Origin of the sequence: Rhizobium sp. WW_1 (assembly GCF_003610155.1) — a bacterium.
GTDB lineage: Bacteria > Pseudomonadota > Alphaproteobacteria > Rhizobiales > Rhizobiaceae > Rhizobium > Rhizobium tropici_A.
In genome coordinates, this window is sequence record NZ_RAIN01000002.1 from 587183 (window position 1) to 603864 (window position 16682).

Sequence of the window (16682 nt, forward strand, 5' to 3'; positions counted from 1 at the left end):
CGCCGGCGGAGATCACGCCGCAGCGAGGCCCTTCAGGCGATCGACAATAGTTTCGGTGCTTGTGGTCCAGCAGTAGCCGGAATAGGCGCGAAGAGCCGCCGCGTGGCGCTCTTGGCTATAGGTAGCGCAGGCATCCTCGACGACCGTGACGAGATATCCGCGGTCGGCGGCATCGCGTACGGCCATGTCGACGCACTGATCCGTCACGACGCCGGCAATGATGAGATAACGCGTATTGAGATTGCGCAGTACGTAATCGATGTTGGTCGAATTGAAGACGCCGGAGGATGTCTTCGGCAAGATGATCTCGTTGTCGATCGGCTTCAGCGCGTCGATCACCTGTCCTTCCGGCGACCCCTTCGGTACATGCATGTCGGAAAGCTTGTGGTCGAGCGAGCGGTCGCGGCCGTCGAGCGTCAGGCTCTCGATGATCGTGTGCAGCACGTTGCAGCCGGCAGCACGGGCAGCATTCAGGATGCGAACCTGGTTCGGGATCACCGTGTCGCGCAGGCGGCGGTGATAGTAGCTGTTGGCATCCTGCGGGTGGGTCGGGTCGAGGTTCGGCTCGCACCAGATGCGCTGCATGTCGACAAAAAGCACGCTGGTCATGCCGGGTTCGTAGGCGCTGTCGCGCCGCAGCAAATCCTTGCCGTATTGTACTTCAATCATGGCCATGTCTGTCCTCCAAAGGAAATTTCGGTTCGTCGTTATCGCGGAATCTCAGGTCCCGCTGCCGGCTTTCGCCGTGAAGGCGTCTTCGGTAATGGCGTAGCTTCGGCGCAGCTCTTCCATACGCTCGATGCGCTGGCGCGATTGCGTCGCAAGCCTGGCGGTGAGGCCGGCGATCAGGGCTTCGGTCTGTGCGATGGCCGGGACCATCGTGTCGTAAGGCGAGACGGTATCGACGGTTGCCGTCAAGGTGACGGAGGCAAACTGCGCAATGGGCGAAAGCCATCGATCGGTAAAGAGCACGATCTTCGCACCTTGCTTTGCTGCCTGGCGGGCAAAGCGGATCGTATCGTTCTGATAGCGGCGATAGTCGTAGACGAACAGGACGTCGCGCTTGCCGAAGTCGACCAGATGGTCGACCTGATCGGCATGCGAGCCATTGATCCAGCGCGTGTCGCCGCGCAGCTGTTTCATATGAGCCCAGAGGAGCCCGGCCATGAAACCGCTGAAGCGCCCGCCCAGACAATGCACCCTGAGGTTCAGATCGGCTGCGGCATCGATTGCCGCCTCGAAATCGTCGGGTGGCAGCATGTGCATCGACGATTCCAGGGCATGAATGCTTGCCCGCATGAAATACTGATAGAAATTCTCCTGCTCGAGCGACGGCTTGCGGGTGTCGAGCATCGACAGCGGCGAACTCATTCGCTCCTGCACTTCGTCGAGCAATGCGGACTGCAGCTCCGCATACCCCTCGTAACCGAGCTTGTTTGCGAAGCGGACCACCGTCGGATTGCTGACGCCAGCAGCCGAAGCAAGATTGGCGACCGTGTTGAGGGCCGCTGCCGGATAGTTCGACAGCAGCTGCCTGACGATCTTGAGTTCGGCTCGGGTAAAATCGATGCCCCCTTCGGTGAGGCGATCTCGAATGGTCACTTCCCATCTCCCCCTGCGATCGGCGTTGGTCCACTGATCTTCATTTTGTTACATTCTTGCTATCAGTCAACAGAAATTGAAACAAGATTGACATATTGATTTTCTCGATTAACGTTTGTTGCGGGAACGGCCCAACAAACCTGGGCTTAAAAAATCGGGAGAATTCTGATGGTGCGCATAAGGCGCGGGACCGTCGTCGGGATCGTTGCGACGGTACTCCCCATGGTCATTGCGACCCTCGTGGCGGCAGCGCTCTTTCCAGGGAGCGGCGAACGGCTGGTGACGCTGTTCCTCATTTACGTCGTCGCCGTCATCGGGACCTCCGTCTACAGCGGCAATTCCGGCATCATCTCGTTCGGCAATACCGGCTTCATGGCGATCGGCGCCTACGCCGCGGGGCTCTTGACCATCAGCCCGATCATACAAAAGACGGCCCTGCCGCATCTGCCGGCATGGCTGGCGGGATGGGGCATGCCCTTCATTCCGGCGCTTCTGGTCGCCCTTGTCGTTGTTGCGCTGGTGGCCGTCGCCATTGGTATTCCGGTCGCGCGGCTTGCCGGATCCTCGGCTTCGATCTGCACGCTCGGCTTTCTGGTGATCGTCCATGTCGTGCTTGTGGCATCGAGCGACTTCACCCGCGGCAGCCAGACCTTCTTCGGAATACCGCGTGCGGTGAACATCTGGGTCGCCTTGCCGTTTGCGATCCTTGCCGTCGCCATAGCCCGCATCTATCGGGATTCAAGCGCTGGCATGAAGCTTCGCGCCTCGCGCGAGGATGAGATCGCCTCGACCGCCGTCGGCGTGAATGTGCGGCTGCATCGTTTCCTTGCCTGGGTACTCGGGGCTGTCCTGTCCGGTGCGGCCGGAGTTCTGCTCGGTCACTTCATCGGTGCCTTCTCGCCGAAGGATTTTTATTTCAACCTGAGCTTCCTGCTGCTTGCAATGCTGATCCTCGGCGGCATCACCACCGTTTCCGGCGCCGTCATCGGCACTGCTGTCATCATGGTGATCGTCGAATTGCTCAGGAAGCTCGAAGGTGGCGTCGATCTCGGCTTCTTTTCCCTGCCGACCGTCTTCGGCCTCACCGACATCGGCATCGGATTGGCGATCCTGCTTGTGATGTATCGTCTGCAGGACGGCCTTCTTGGGGTGCGCGAAATCGACGAGCAGCTGCCGTTCCTGAGGCGCCTGGCTGCAGGAAAGATTAGACCCGCGACCAGCCCGGTCGGAGCGAAAACATCCGGCGTGGAAGACGATGTCCTGCGCGTGGAAAATGTCGGCAAACAGTTCTCCGGGCTCGTCGCGCTCGAGGATGCGAATTTTGAAGTCCGCCCAGGCCTCGTCACCGGACTGATCGGCCCGAACGGCGCCGGCAAGTCGACCTTGATCAACAGCGTTTCGGGCGTCGTGCCGCCTTCGACGGGACGGGTGACCATCGGCGGAATGGACGTCGCTTCCCTACCGGTTCATCGCGTGCCGATTGCCGGCCTTGCGCGCACCTTCCAGAACATCCGCCTCTTCAAGAACCTGACCGCGCTGGAAAACGTGACGGTCGCCGCGAGCGCGATAGCGCGTGATGGTGCCGACCCCGTCGACCTTGCTCGCGAGGCGCTCCTGGAGGTGGGCCTTGGCGATGTCGCAGACCAATTGGCCGGCACGCTCTCCTACGGTGCGCAGCGCCGTCTCGAAATCGCTCGCGCGCTGGCGCTGAAGCCCCGCTATCTGCTGCTCGACGAGCCGGCGGCAGGCATGAATCCGGCCGAGACGATGGAGTTGATGGCCGTGCTCGATCGTATCCGAACGAAGTATCGCCTCGGCCTCCTGGTGGTCGAGCACGACCTCAAGCTGATCATGCGCCTTTGCGACATCGTCGTGGTCCTAAACAAGGGCCAGCAGATTGCGATCGGGACGCCGGCTGAGATCCAGTCGAATCCGGCCGTGATCGAGGCTTACATCGGCCGGCGCCGGTCGGTCGTGAGCCATCAGCCATCCAAAGCCGACGCGCCATTGCCCGATCTCGATCCGCACGCATCCGGCAAGACAGCATAAACATCCAGAGGGAGTATAATAATGAAATCGACATTGAAGGTTCTGTTCCTGTCAAGCGCGCTGGGCGCCATGGCTCTTCCGGCGTTGGCAGACGATCTCGTCGTTGGCTTGGCCACTGCTCAGACCGGCACGCTTGCGCCTTACGACCAGCCGTCGCTCAAGGGCCTGCAGATGGCGGTCGACGAGATCAATGCTGGCGGCGGCATTGCGGGAAAGTTCCCGATCAAGCTCATCGCCAAGGACACTCGCTCCGATGCCGGACAGACCGCTCTCGTTGCGCAGGAGCTTGTCGATCAGGGCATCAGCATTCTGATCACGCCCTGCGATGCTGACCCCTCGATCGCCGCCGGCCAGATCACGCAGGCGGCACATATTCCGGCTTTCTCGTTCTGCGCGACGACACCAACCATGCCGCTGGCGGTCGGCGACTACATGTTCGGAAACTATCCCGCCGACAACGTGCAGGCCGCGGTCCTCGCAGCCTATGCCAAGGACAAGGGCTTCAAGAAGGCCTATATCCTGAAGTCTCCGGATACCGCCTACACGCTGAAACTACCGGAATACTTCGCCACGAGCTTCAAGGCAAAGGGTGGCGAACTGGTCGGCGAGGGCACTTTCAGCATGGGTCAGCAGGACTTCAGTGCCGAGGTGACGAAGATCAAGGCCCTGAACCCTGCACCCGACGTCATCATGACTGCTGCCTATGAGCCGGATTTCCCCGCTTTCATCCGCCAGCTGCGCGGTGCAGGCGTCACGACGCCGATCCTCGGCAGCGATGGTATCGACTCGCCCACGACATTCGGCCTTGGCGCGCTCGTCGATGGCGTCGTCTTCACCACCGCCGGCTTTGCCGTCGATGGCAGCCCGCTCGCAGGCTTCAACGCGAAGTACAAGGCGAAGTTCGGACAGGACCCGGATACGGTCTACATCGCCAATGGCTATGATCTCGGCAAGGTTATCGAGGCGGCGGTCACCAAGGCTGGCAGCGTTGAACCAACGGCAATCCGTGATGCAGTCGCCTCTCTTCAAGGCGTGCAGGGTGTGACGGGCGCGATCACCTATGCCGGCACCAAGGGAATGCCGTTGCGCTCCGTCTCGCTGGTCCGCATCGATGGTGGCAAGCGCTCGCTGGTCAGCCAGGGCGTTCCGAACGCCGCGGACGTTCCCGCTCCGTGATCTGACCGACATGCTCTCCGGTGGTTTGTCGGGGAGCATGTCGCCGAAATGCATTCGTTCCATGGCTCAGGCGCACAGGCTGCGGCAAGGATTTGCCCGATGATGATGAGTAGAATTCCCGACCAGGACCCCTTGCTTGATGTTAGCGGGCTAAAGGTCGCCTATGGTCCGGTCGAGGCTCTGAAGAGCGTCGATCTCCAGGTCCGCAAAGGGCAGATCGTGACGCTGCTCGGCGCAAACGGCGCCGGCAAGAGTTCGACGCTGAACGCGCTCGTCGGCCTTGCCGCGAAGAAGGCCGGCAGGGTGACGTTCGGCGGTAAGGACATTTCCGCACTTCCGCCTGAGACGATCGTGCGCATGGGCATGACGCTGACGCCGGAAGGCCGCCGCATCTTTCCAAGCCTCAGCGTTGACGAGCATCTTCTTCTCGGCGGGGCCATGCACAAGCGGCGAGGGGCTATAGATGCGGTGCGCGAAGACATGCTGTCGCGCTTCCCGATCCTGAAGGAGCGTCTGCATCAAAAGGCGGGTTCGCTGTCCGGTGGCGAGCAGCAGATGTTGGCGATCGCCCGCTCGATGATGTCCTCGCCTGATCTTCTGTTGCTGGACGAGCCATCGCTCGGCCTTGCGCCGCAGATCGTCGACCAGATCTTCGAACTCATCTCGGGTTTGCGCGAGCGTGGGCTGACGATCCTGCTCGTGGAGCAGAACGTCTCTCTTTCGCTCGAAATCGCCGATGCCGGCTACGTGATGGCCAATGGCAGGATCGTACTGTCGGGCTCTGCGGCCGATCTTCGCAATTCCACCGAAATCCAGGGCGCCTATCTGGGGGCCTGACCGGCAAAGGGACTTCATCTCATGGACATGTTTCTGCAGCAGCTGGTCAATGCGCTGAGCCTCGGCGGCACATATGCGCTTCTGGCGCTTGGTCTTGCGGTCGTCTTTTCGATCATGGGCCTGATCAATTTCGCCCATGGCGAGCTTATGACGGCGGCCGGGTACGGTCTCTGCTTCGCACTGATCGTCGGTCTGCCTTTCGGCGTGGCGATCGTCGTGGCGTTGGCGGTCGCAATCCTGCTCGTGCTCCTCATGGAGCGCACGGCTTTCCGACCGGTTCGCGGCGCCAGCGGCACAACGCTGCTTCTGACAAGCTTTGCCGTCAGCGCCATCCTGCGCGTGCTCTTCCAGAATTTCGTTTCGGCTCGTCCGAAGCCCGTTCCGATGCCGATGAGCCTTTCCGGCACGATCGAGATTGCCGGACTGCATATCGGCATCATCCAGGGAATCTCGATCCTGGTGACCTTCGTCATGCTCGCGGGGCTGAACCTCTTCCTGCGGACCACGGTGCTTGGTCGCGCCATGCGCGCGGCTTCCGAGGATTTTGCCATCGTCCGCCTGATGGGCATTCGCGCCAATGCCGTCGTTGCCACGGCCTTTGCAATCTCCGGCCTTCTGGCAGGCGTTGCCGGCATTCTCTGGGTGGCACAGCGCGGCAGCGTCGATCCGCTGATGGGCTTCCTGCCCGTGCTCAAGGCTTTCATTGCCGCCATCATCGGCGGTCTCGGCAGTCTTTCGGGGGCGGTCGCAGGCGGTTTCTTGCTTGGCTTCATCGAGGTCTTCCTGCAGGCATATCTGCCGGATAGCCTGCTAAGTTACCGCGACGCCTTCACCATCCTGCTCGTCATCGCGGTCCTGCTATTTGCTCCTCAGGGGCTGCTTGCTCGAAAGACGATTATCAAGCTTTGATTGGAAGGTTATCGCATCCCTGAACCTGGCCCTCGCGGGCGCATCTGGAGCCGTGATCCGCATTCCGCGGCTCTAGAAGATGGGAAACCCAGCGGCACATCCTATTCCCCAATCGGGGAGGCGGTGCCAACCTGGGCTTCATCGATCTGACGCTGTCAGCCGTGCTGCTCATTACGCGCGCCAGGGCATCGTGTGTCCAAGCTCTTCGGCAAGGCTGTGCAAGAAGCGTCTCATGACTTCGGCGCGCTCCTCGGCCATCGCATGGCCCGCCTTGGTCTGCATGGTATCGGGAAGCCGCAAGAGCTTCACTTCAAAATGGTCAACCGCATAACGGCGGTCGTCCAGAGGCCGATTTTCCGCAAAGGGATCGTCGCCGTCAAACAGAGAGGAGCCGAGCTGCCCGGCGATCGCAAAGACGCGGGCGAGACCGATTGCGCCCAATGCCTCCAGGCGATCGGCATCCTGGAGCGCCCGCGCCTCCAGCGTGCGCGGCGGAATATTGGCCGAGAAGCTGTGCGTGAGAATGGCGTGACAGGCAGCTTCGACGCGGTCCGGCGCGAAACCGAGCGCGGCGAGGATCGGCCTTGCAGCATCGGCAGAAAGGGCTGAGGCCCGCGATCTGTTCGGGTCGTTCTTTGGCAGGTTCACCCAGTCGTGCAGATAGGCGGCGGCGATGATGACGCCCTCGTCGCCGCCGCCTTCCGCAGCGGCGATCCGCAGTGCTGCGCGCATGACGCGCCGGGCATGGTTGATATCATGGCTCGCGTCGCCGCCGTCGTCATGGGCCAGGAACTCGGCTTCGAGCCGGTCGATCAGGTCTTTATGCGGCATTTCCATCTGCTTCTATCTGGTTTCGAGGATCAATCGGGAGGCATCGGCCAGGCTGTCGACGACAGGAGCGCCGGTCGCGGCGAGTGCGGCGCGCGCCTGCATACCCGTGGTTACCAGAACCGTGCGGATACCGAGCGGGCTTGCGGCATCAAAATCGTCGACTGTATCGCCGATCATCCAGCAGCACTCGGCGGCAACGCCGAGTGTCTCGCAGTGGGTGAGGAGGCTTTCTCGCTTCGAAGGATGGCCAGTACCGGCAAACCCCTGGATCAGGCTGAAGTGCTCGCCAAGGCGATGATGTTCGATGAGTGCCGCGATCTGCGGATGCGGCGCCATGGAGAGCAACGACTGTGTGGCGAAGGGGGCGATGGCCCGAAGCGCGTGGAGAGCATCGGGCGCCAGCGGCAGCTCATGCATCGCCGCTGCATAGCGGGTGGCATAGCTGTCGCCGAGATGATCCAGTTCGTGCGACAAGGCCGTGCGCCCGAGGAGCGCGTTGAAATATCCGGACAACGGTCGTCGGTAGTGGTCGCGGATATCGTCTTCCGTCACGTCGGGGTAGCCGAGATCATCCAGCGCGTCGATGGTGATGCGCGCGGTGATCGCAAAATCATCGAGAAGCGTGCCGTTCCAGTCCCAGATAACATGCTTGTCCATTAGGTCCGATTCTCCATGCGGTGGCCGTTTGCGTCGAAATAGTGAAGACGCTCGGCGGCAACGAAAAGGTCCACGCTGGCGCCGGGTTCTAGTGCCTCGGCAAGCCGGGCGCGAAACCGCCAACCGCCGCATTCGAGATGTATCAACCTCTCCACGCCCATCAGTTCCGAACGGCGTACCAGAGCAGTCAGGCGTAGTCCCTCTCCCTCCGAAACAAGCCTCACATCCTCGCTGCGAAAACCCAGGATGAATTTCTGCAACGGACTCGCCGATGTCGGCAGGTGGATGTCCTCACCGCCGATCTTCGATCTGCCCTCTTCGATCTCCACCGGCGCCAGGTTCATCGAACCGAGGAAGTCGGCAACGAAGCTGTTGGCTGGCTGAGAAAAGATGGTTTCCGGCTTGCCTTGCTGCTCGATATGCCCGTCGCGCATCACCACCAGATGATCGGCAAGGGCAAGTGCCTCCGTCTGATCATGCGTCACATAGACCGTCGTCGCACCGATTTCGCGTTGCAGAGATGCGAGTTCCGCACGCATCTCGATCCGCAATTTCGTGTCGAGATTGGAGAGAGGTTCATCCATCAGAAGCACGCCCGGACCACGCACGATCGCGCGCGCAATGCCGACGCGTTGGCGCTGGCCGCCCGAGAGCTGGGCCGGCAGACGCTCCAGCAGTGTGTCGATGCGGGCGAGCTGCGCTGCGGCACGAACACGCCGGTCAATCTCCGGCTTGCCAAGGCCGGCCATGCGCAGCGGAAATGCGATGTTCTCGAACACCGTCTTGGCAGGATAAAGCGCATAATTTTGAAACACCATCGCCACTCCACGGCGCTGCGGATCAACCTGTGTGACATCACGCTCACCGAAACGAATGGTTCCAGAGGTCGCGGTTTCAAGTCCGCAGAGGCAGCGCAAGAGCGTGGTCTTGCCGCAGCCGGAAGGGCCGACGATGACAGTGACACCGCCCGCCGGGCAATTCACGTCGAGCTGGTCAAAGACCGGGCGCTGAGCGCCCGGCCAGAGTTTCGTCAGGCCATGAACGGTGACGGCCTGCGGTGCGGAGACACCTGTTGCCCCGCATGTCATGGCGATGGTCATGGGTGCTGCTCTCACTTTGCGCCGTTCAGATCGTCCATGATGCCGGCGAGGCGCTTCATGCCATCCTGAGCCGAGGTCGCACCCGTCAGGATTTCGTACTGGGTATCGCCGAAATTGGATTGGAACTCGTTGTTGGCCTTGCCGGGCAGGGTGTACCAATTCTGGCTTTTCTGCGTGTTGAGGACCTTGAGCTCGGGGTTCTGGGCGTAGAAATCGCCAAGCAGCTCCGGTTTTGCGACTGTCGTCACGTTGACCGGCGAAGAGGCCGTCGCCTTCACCGTCAAGGCGACGCTTTCGGGAGTGACGAGCGATAGCAGCGCCTTGCAGGTTGCTTCCTTGCGGGCAGGGTCCGTCGCCAACATGACAAAGCCGTTGGCCGATGCCATGGTCACCGGCGTTGCGCCGTCCTTGGCCGGCATCGGCGCCAGCGCCACTTTGAAGGAAGCCTTCGGCACAAGGCTGGTATAGCCAGAGGACGAACTCAGGAGCATCGCCACCTCGCCGGCCTGGAACATCCGGCCGGCCTCGCCCCAGAAGGTGCCCGGCGAAACGGCTGGCATGTAGCCCTTTTCGACCAGGCCACGCATATAGCTCATCACCTCGACGCCTGCCGCATTGCCGACACCGGACTTGCCGTCCGCACCGACCATGGCACCACCTGCAGAGGCGAGCTGCCCCTCAAACATGTAGGTGTTGGGCATATACATCAGCACGCCGAACTTGTTGTTGGCCTTGTCGCTGAGTTTGGCGGCAGCGGCCTCCAGTTCCGTCCAATTCTTCGGAGGATTTGCCGGGTCGAGGCCGGCTGCCTTGAAGGCGTCGGTATTGATGAATAGCGCCGGCAAAGTGACATACCAGGGCATGGCATAGAGCTTGCCGTTGACGCGGAAGTCGTCGAGCAGACCCTTGTCCAACTGTGCCGCAAGCTCCGGCGCTGATGCCAGGCAATCGTCAAGCGGCTGTGCGCGGCCAGAATCGACGTAAGGGCGAAGAACCGCACCCGTTACGCGCACGGCGTCCGGCGTCGTGCCCGCCACGATATCGGCGAGCACCTTCTGCGTCGTATCGAGGTCGGATTTGTTGTCGAGCTCAAGCTTCACAGAAGATGCAGGCTTCGTGCCGTTATAGGTATCGAAGATCTGCTTGAGCACGGCGCCGTTCTGCTTTTCCTGACCGGAGACGAAACGGAGGTCTCCGGCTGCCGCTGCAAATGCAGGAAGGAGAGCGAGTGAAATGGTGGCGACCGCAGTGGCCGAAATCAGACGGGTCATTGATAAAACTCCGAAGTGGAAAGGGATTTTCAGTCGACCTGGCCGGATGTCATCGACATGCCGGCAATGAATTGCCGCTGCGCCAACAGGAAGCCGACCAGCAATGGAAGAACGGTCAGGGTGGCGGCGGCCATCTGCGGCCCGTATTCCGATCCGAGCTCCTGATCGAGAAAGCGGACGATGCCGAAGGGCACGGTTGCGGCATAATCGTTGCGCAGCACGAAGGATGGCCAGAAATAGTCGTTCCAATGCGATACGAAGCTGAAGATGCCGAACGTTGTGATTGCCGGCCGCGCCATTGGGAAGACGATGTGCCAAAGAATGCGAAAGGGCGAGGCGCCGTCGAGTCTTGCCGACTCGAACACGGATTGTGGTATCGAGAGAAAGAATTGGCGTAATAGGAAGACGCTGAATGCGGAACTCAAAAAGGGCAGGATGAGCGCGCCGTAGCTGTTGACGAGACCGAGTTGCGACAGCAGCACATAGACTGGAATGGCGGTAACCTGATAGGGCACCATCATCGCGGCGAGCACAAGCCAGAGGCTCAGAGCCTGTCCCGTAAACCGGAGCCTGGACAGCGCATAGGCCGCAGGCACGCAAACCGCGACCTGCCCGATGAAGATCGCGACGACCACGACGATACCGTTGAAATAGTAGCGCAGGATCGGCACGTCCTCGAAGACGCGCGCGTAGTTTTCCAGCGTGAAGGCAGGCAAGGCGAGCAGATTGCCGCGGAAAATATCGTCAGGCGGCGTGAACGACGTGCGCAGCATCAGCCAGAACGGCAGCAGCATGAATACGGCGCCGATGGCGAGGGCGAGATGAATGCTACCCTGCTGCAGGAGATAGCGACCGCGTGTGGAAGTGGGGATCATCGGGAGCCTGCCTTTTCAAGACGAGCCGTCAGGACGCGCTGAAGGAAGGTGGCGATAAGCGCCAGCGCGACGAGGACCAGGGTGACGACGGAACCGCCGCCAATATCGAAGAAATATATGCCGCGCTCCCACATCAGATGTGCAAGCGTTTGCGAATGACGCGAGGGGCCGCCGCCGGTCATGGTCGACACGCTGTCGAAGACGCGCATGGCGTTTACTGACGTGATGATGCCGGCGAAAACAGTCGTGGGGCCGATGGCTGGCCATGTGACGTGCCAGAAGCGGTTCCAGCCATTGGCGCCGTCGACGCGGGCAGCCTCAAGCTGATGGCGCGGCACGGCGGCGAGTGCTGCAAGATAAAGTATGGCGATGAAGCCAATCTGTTGCCAATTGCCGACGACGGCGACGGCGGGAAGCGCCAACCCCGGCGAATTCAGCCAGTCGGTTATGCCTGTCAACGGCCCGAGCATGTGGTCTATCAGACCGCGCCGGCCGACAAACATCCAGCGCCACACGATCGACATCGCGACCAGGGTCGCGGCGACCGGGAGGAAGTAGACAGCTCGCCAGAAGACCCGGCCGTGGCCGAGGCTGTTGATGCCGAGCGCTACGAGCAAGCCGAATATCATCGAGGTGGGTACGGTGAGTGCCATGTAGAACAGCGTCACTCCGATGCTGTTGACGAGGTCGCCGCGCGCAAAGGCCTTGGCGAAATTCGAAAGGCCGACGAAGCGGATGGTGCCGGCAAGAATGTCGGTTTCGAAGAAGGCCAGCACCAGCGTCAGCAGGCAGGGCAGGATGGTGAAGACGATCAGCAATGCCAGCATCGGTGCGACCAGCACAAAAGGTGCGGCACGCTCGCCGATGCCGGGTGCCGGCGCCGCGATCGGCGTCAGTAGGCGGGCGCTCGGCTGCGTCACAGGCTGTACTCCCGCGTGTCGAAGGCCGTATGAATTGCACCGCTGAAATGCGCCGCCGCCGCCTGCTGCGCCGAGGCACAGTCTTCAGGCGCGCCGAGATGGCAAAGGACGAGCCGCTTGGCATTCGCGATCGTCGCGAGATGTCCGGCATCTGCCGGCGTCATGTGCAGGCCGCCGGGAGCCTTCGGGCCTGAAAAATGCGCATCGACAAGGAAGAGGTCGGTGCCGGCGGCAAAATCCCCCAGCGCCGGAAGGAAGCGGGTATCGGCGGAGTAAACGAGATCGGCGCCTTCGAACCTGATGCGCATCGCGGCGGTCGGGATGCGGTGATCGACCGGAAAGGTCGCAACGGTCGTCCCGTCAAGGACGATATCGTCGCCCGGCTCGTATTCGCGTGCATCGAATACGGTCAGCAGCCAGTCTTCGCCGCGGGCAAGAGCTGCGCCGAGTGCCTTGTATCCGGCATTGCCGCCATTTTCCTCAAAGCGCCAATTGCGATGACCGAAGAGATCGGAGAGCTTCTGCAGGAATTCCAATCCGCCGGGCGGCAGATAGACCGGCACCGGCTGGGTGCGGCCTTCCGTCAGCCATTCGGTCATCAACGCATAGCCAAGCGGGATGAGATCAAGTACATGATCTGGATGCAGATGGCTGATGATCACGCCATCCACGCCGGCCGTCGCATCCGCGCCGATCAGCGCGCCGGCAATACCGGGACCGCAGTCTAGCAACAGGCGCTGGCCGGCAATGCGAGCGAGATAACCCGAGCAGGCAAAGCCCGAAATCGGAAAGCCTGCCGACGAACCCAACACTGTCAACGATCTGCTTGTCACAGCCACACTTGCATCCTCGATTATGCAACGGGCCTCTATGGACTTAGGATAACCGTATCGTGACAGTTCGATTGTTTTCACACGCCTCTCATAGAAAGTATCTATGATAGCGCTCAGGCCCGACCAGGAGACACGCCATAGCTAAGCCCACCCATTTCTCGCCTACGACACAACGATTGCGGCGGATCAGCCTGCGCCAACTCATCTATCTCGTGGAATTGAAGCGATGCGGCGGGTTTGGCCGTGCCGCACAGGCCCTGGCCATCAGCCAGCCGACGTTGAGCCATCAGATCGCGCAACTCGAAGCAACGCTCGGCGTCATTCTGGTCGAACGCGGCACGCGGTTGCTTCGGCTGACGGCCCGAGGCGAACTGCTCGCAGGGCGCGCAAGCCGGATTCTGGGACTTCTGGACGAAACGATTGATCTTCTCGACAGCCACGACGACAAGAAGGAGCTTCGGATCGGAATTCCAAGCTACATGTCCTATCCGGCCGTTACCGAACTGCTTGCTTCCTTTCGCGAGGTAGCAAGAGACGCACAGCTATTCCTCGTGGAAATGACGGCAGAGCAGATGAGCGACAAGCTCAACGAAGGCGAGATCGATGCCGGCTTTCTGTCACTGCCCACACCAGACCGTCTGCTGGATGAAATGATATCGCTGCCGATATGGGAGGCGCCCTATCTCATTTGCCTCCCGAAGCGCCATCCCCTTGCCGGTAAGCCAGCGCTTCACGCCAAGGATTTGGAGCAACTGGACATCGTCCTTGCTCCCCGGGAGTATCATCGAGCGCATTACGATCACCAGCTTGAGGCGCTGCGTGCGCTCGGCATTGTGCCACGGATTGTCCATGCCGATGTGGCGACGACGCAGTCGCAGATGGCGCTGACGGCCGCGGGCGTGGGAGCATGCCTCCTGTCTGAAGGGGCAAACCCGATCCTGAGAGAGCTTGTTCTGAAGAAGACCGAACCTGCGCTTTGCAATCACAGGCTCGCGCTGTTCTGGTCACCCGCCAATCGAAACGCGCTACTGGAGCGTTTCGTCGCGGAAGCCCGCCTCAGATTGCAGCGGCAGTGAGAGCGAGAATCGATGGCAAAATACCTTCGTGATGTCGGGTGTCTCAATCTCCTCCGTTGGTTTTCGACCTGAGACCATGAACTTCCTCTAGGTGGTGAGCAAGGTCCCCATTCTGGCACATGGCTGTCGTCGGAAGGCGTCCAGCCTCTCAGAGCCGCTTGTTCAGGCCTTGCTCGAACTCGTTCGGTTGTTTCATATGTGCCAATACTCTGATGCAACCCATTCGTCGTAAATGGTTGCACCCACGCGATGCTTTGGCAAAGCAGTCAAGTCGAGCAGTATATCGGCGTCAGCTATGGAAAGTCGCCGACGAGAGTATGCCATCGTATCGGGGCGTGATGTTGATCGGCGTTCTCACCACAAACTATGAAGAGCCTCCATGTCAAAGCAATGGATACTACCCGGCGATCCCATAATTCCGAACAGAAACCTTGAGAGACTGCATTGTTTGCTCACTGAACTCGATCTGTGTGTGACACAGGAGCAGCTGGCGGATGTCGTTATACGGTATGTAGAGCCGTTCGGCGCGACCAATCTCTTGGCCGGCACCATGCCCCAGGCGGGTGCCACCAAGCGACAACAGATCGGCCACATCCTCATCAATGCCTGGCCAAACGACTGGTCGGCTCGCTATTTCTCCATGAACTACCTGTTCAAAGACCCGACCATCCAGCTTGTTCGCCATGGGGTCGAACAATTTTGCTGGAATGGCGAGGAAGTCGCTCAATATCGTTCAGGCTCGAAGATCATGGGCGAAGCCGCTGACTTTGGGTTGAAGGAGGGCTTTACGGTGAGCTTACCGAGCTTAGAGGGCGACCATGTGGGATTTTCGATTGCCGGAGAGCGGCTCGACCTTTCTCCAGAGAGCAAGAAAAATCTCGCGCTGGTGGCAAGTTTTGCAATTTATCGTGCCTTGCAGATCAGACGCACATTACAGAGAGTAGGCATACCGAAGCTTACGAAGCGAGAAACGGAAGTGCTGCAACTGGCGGCCGCTGGGTTGCAGGAAAGGCTGATTGCCGAGCGCCTCGGCATTTCGGATCATGCAGTCGACAAGTACATGCGTTCCTGCCGTGACAAACTCGGTTCGCGCAATACCAACCAGGCGATCGCAAGTGCGCTGAGAGCGGGCCTGATTTCCTAGGTACGCTTTTCCGTACCTGCTTCAATACAACGATCATCCGACAATCCTTCCCGCTAGAAAAAGGATTGTCCCATGCTTCATATTATAGATGCCCAGAATATTCATGATTTCGAGAAGGAAATGGATCAGGCGTACCGGCTCCGCCATCGCGGGCACTTCAGTTAAATAAGCTTGATCAAGAGGGTCGAAGGCTTAGCGTCACGCCCGAGAACGCTTGGGCACCCAATTGGCAGCCGATGGTTATAGGAAGTCGGAAATTGCAAAGCGCTGATTATTTAAGCGCCTAAATTAGGGTACGGAGTCCCGTACCTTAAATTCGACTGAAATCGAGCTAGATTCCGATGCTGATGTTGGAAACGGCTCCCAGCCAGCAATTGCGACCTGCAATTAAGTCACGACATCCATTTATCGACCAAAGGACTCGCTTATCATCCTCCTGCATTAGTGTTGGATGATCGGGCATGTATGGTGACGGCGTTGCGGAGCTTCGCAAGCTGCCGGCTTTGAGGATATTGTTTGAAGCGTGCCGCCAGAAATCCGAATAGCATTGATACAGCAGTCGGAATGCGGATTCGGCGAGCTCGGACGACGCTTGGATGGAGCCAAAGTAGATTGGGCAGCGCCGTCGGTGTCAGCTTCCAGCAGATTCAGAAGTATGAATCTGGGAACTCCGCGGTTGGCGCAAGTCGCCTCATATCGCTTTCAAAAGCTCTAAATGTGCCGGTTTCGTTCCTGCTGCAAGACGAGCAGCAGACTGTGCAACCCCCAGATAACGCGGCCTTCCCTGAATGCTCACCTCAGTCCGCGGATCTGTTCCAAGCTTTTCTGGCGATTGGAGATCCACGCGTGAGGTCGAAAATCGTAGAGCTTCTGCAATTGATAGCTCTTATATCCTCCAGCACGCTGCCAAGACGCGACTAGTCGTTAGTCACTTCATTGATTGCACAGCCGCGGTCTGGAACAATGATCACGACAATCGCTAGAGTGTTGATACCATATATAGGTGCAGGTCTGACGCCGTGCCATTGGAGTCGTCGGGATCCAATGGCACCCAATGCTCCAAGATTCAGCAGGAGCTAAACAGTCTGAAACGATGCAGACGGATTCGATCCCGTTCAAAAGCATTCAGCCTTGCGTACACTAGCCATGGAGCCCATGTCCGGCAGCGTTTTGTACTCCAACAACGCATATGCCCCACGAATCGCGCGGCTTATTCGCGTCTCATCTGGCCGTTGACGCTCGGCAAGGCCAGGGTGGCAAAGGCAACTGCATCCTCCATATCGAGGACATCGCTCTCCGTCCCGAAGACTAGGTGACCGACTCATAAGATCGTATCCAAATCCGAATTGATGCGAGCTGAACGGCTGCGAGGAAATTGTCGTCGCGTTTGTCGTATCGCGTT

The 16682-nt window shown here is 59.9% G+C and carries 16 protein-coding genes and 1 pseudogene; 7 read left to right on the plus strand and 10 right to left on the minus strand.

Features of this window, described 5'->3' with window-relative positions; genetic code table 11:
* Window positions 1-12: 12 nt before the first annotated feature.
* Together BJ928_RS10120 and BJ928_RS10125 are read right to left on the minus strand one after the other, a co-directional pair.
* Complete coding sequence (locus BJ928_RS10120; protein WP_120296508.1) at window positions 13-675, minus strand: isochorismatase family cysteine hydrolase; 663 nt, start codon at window positions 673-675, stop codon at window positions 13-15.
* 45 nt (window positions 676-720) lie between these two features.
* Window positions 721-1602 (minus strand): MurR/RpiR family transcriptional regulator, encoded by an 882-nt coding sequence (locus tag BJ928_RS10125; protein ID WP_047631627.1) that lies wholly within the window; start codon window positions 1600-1602, stop codon window positions 721-723.
* Window positions 1603-1770: 168 nt separating this feature from the next.
* On the opposite strand from BJ928_RS10125, the gene BJ928_RS10130 reads away from it, so the two are divergent.
* The 4 genes from BJ928_RS10130 to BJ928_RS10145 all read left to right on the plus strand — a co-directional run bounded on the left by BJ928_RS10130 (window position 1771) and on the right by BJ928_RS10145 (window position 6573).
* Window positions 1771-3651, plus strand: coding sequence for a branched-chain amino acid ABC transporter ATP-binding protein/permease (locus tag BJ928_RS10130; protein ID WP_047631626.1), 1881 nt, complete (start codon window positions 1771-1773; stop codon window positions 3649-3651).
* Between the two features lie 21 nt (window positions 3652-3672).
* Window positions 3673-4827, plus strand: a complete 1155-nt coding sequence (locus BJ928_RS10135) for an ABC transporter substrate-binding protein (RefSeq protein WP_047631625.1) — start codon at window positions 3673-3675, stop codon at window positions 4825-4827.
* 99 nt (window positions 4828-4926) lie between these two features.
* Window positions 4927-5664 carry an ABC transporter ATP-binding protein gene (locus tag BJ928_RS10140; RefSeq protein ID WP_245432272.1) on the plus strand — a complete coding sequence of 246 codons (738 nt, stop codon included), beginning with the start codon at window positions 4927-4929 and terminating at the stop codon, window positions 5662-5664.
* A 21-nt stretch (window positions 5665-5685) separates the two neighbouring features.
* A complete protein-coding gene (locus BJ928_RS10145; RefSeq protein ID WP_183079387.1) occupies window positions 5686-6573 on the plus strand; it encodes a branched-chain amino acid ABC transporter permease in 888 nt (295 codons plus the stop codon).
* Window positions 6574-6744: 171 nt separating this feature from the next.
* Here the strand turns inward: BJ928_RS10145 and BJ928_RS10150 are convergent, their stop codons facing one another.
* Genes BJ928_RS10150 through BJ928_RS10180 form a run of 7 tightly spaced genes read right to left on the minus strand, consistent with a single transcriptional unit; the run spans window position 6745 to window position 13066 of the window.
* Window positions 6745-7404 (minus strand): HD domain-containing protein, encoded by a 660-nt coding sequence (locus BJ928_RS10150; RefSeq protein ID WP_047631899.1) that lies wholly within the window; start codon window positions 7402-7404, stop codon window positions 6745-6747.
* Between the two features lie 12 nt (window positions 7405-7416).
* Complete coding sequence (locus tag BJ928_RS10155) at window positions 7417-8061, minus strand: HAD hydrolase-like protein (protein WP_052227703.1); 645 nt, start codon at window positions 8059-8061, stop codon at window positions 7417-7419.
* Window positions 8061-9161, minus strand: coding sequence for an ABC transporter ATP-binding protein (locus BJ928_RS10160; protein ID WP_082011865.1), 1101 nt, complete (start codon window positions 9159-9161; stop codon window positions 8061-8063). The genes BJ928_RS10155 and BJ928_RS10160 overlap by 1 nt, the downstream gene beginning before the upstream one ends.
* Before the next feature lie 11 nt (window positions 9162-9172).
* A complete protein-coding gene (locus BJ928_RS10165) occupies window positions 9173-10432 on the minus strand; it encodes an extracellular solute-binding protein (protein ID WP_047631624.1) in 1260 nt (419 codons plus the stop codon).
* Between the two features lie 29 nt (window positions 10433-10461).
* On the minus strand, window positions 10462-11307 hold the full coding sequence (locus tag BJ928_RS10170; protein WP_052227702.1) for a carbohydrate ABC transporter permease: 846 nt from the start codon (window positions 11305-11307) through the stop codon (window positions 10462-10464).
* The gene (locus BJ928_RS10175; protein ID WP_047631623.1) at window positions 11304-12227 is read right to left on the minus strand and encodes a sugar ABC transporter permease; all 924 of its coding nucleotides are present in this window, start codon (window positions 12225-12227) and stop codon (window positions 11304-11306) included. The genes BJ928_RS10170 and BJ928_RS10175 overlap by 4 nt, the downstream gene beginning before the upstream one ends.
* On the minus strand, window positions 12224-13066 hold the full coding sequence (locus tag BJ928_RS10180) for an MBL fold metallo-hydrolase (protein WP_183079388.1): 843 nt from the start codon (window positions 13064-13066) through the stop codon (window positions 12224-12226). The genes BJ928_RS10175 and BJ928_RS10180 overlap by 4 nt, the downstream gene beginning before the upstream one ends.
* Before the next feature lie 170 nt (window positions 13067-13236).
* Between BJ928_RS10180 and BJ928_RS10185 the strand changes: the two genes are divergently transcribed.
* The 3 genes from BJ928_RS10185 (at window position 13237) to BJ928_RS10195 (ending at window position 16201) form a co-directional block, all read left to right on the plus strand.
* A complete protein-coding gene (locus tag BJ928_RS10185) occupies window positions 13237-14136 on the plus strand; it encodes a LysR family transcriptional regulator (protein WP_047631621.1) in 900 nt (299 codons plus the stop codon).
* Between the two features lie 379 nt (window positions 14137-14515).
* Window positions 14516-15280: an autoinducer binding domain-containing protein gene (locus BJ928_RS10190; RefSeq protein WP_052227701.1), complete on the plus strand. Its 765-nt coding sequence runs from the start codon at window positions 14516-14518 to the stop codon at window positions 15278-15280.
* A 564-nt stretch (window positions 15281-15844) separates the two neighbouring features.
* Window positions 15845-16201 carry a helix-turn-helix domain-containing protein gene (locus BJ928_RS10195; RefSeq protein WP_063769459.1) on the plus strand — a complete coding sequence of 119 codons (357 nt, stop codon included), beginning with the start codon at window positions 15845-15847 and terminating at the stop codon, window positions 16199-16201.
* A gap of 387 nt (window positions 16202-16588) precedes the next feature.
* On the opposite strand, the pseudogene BJ928_RS10200 reads toward BJ928_RS10195, so the two are convergent.
* A pseudogene (locus BJ928_RS10200) lies at window positions 16589-16682 on the minus strand (IS5/IS1182 family transposase); the annotation flags it as partial.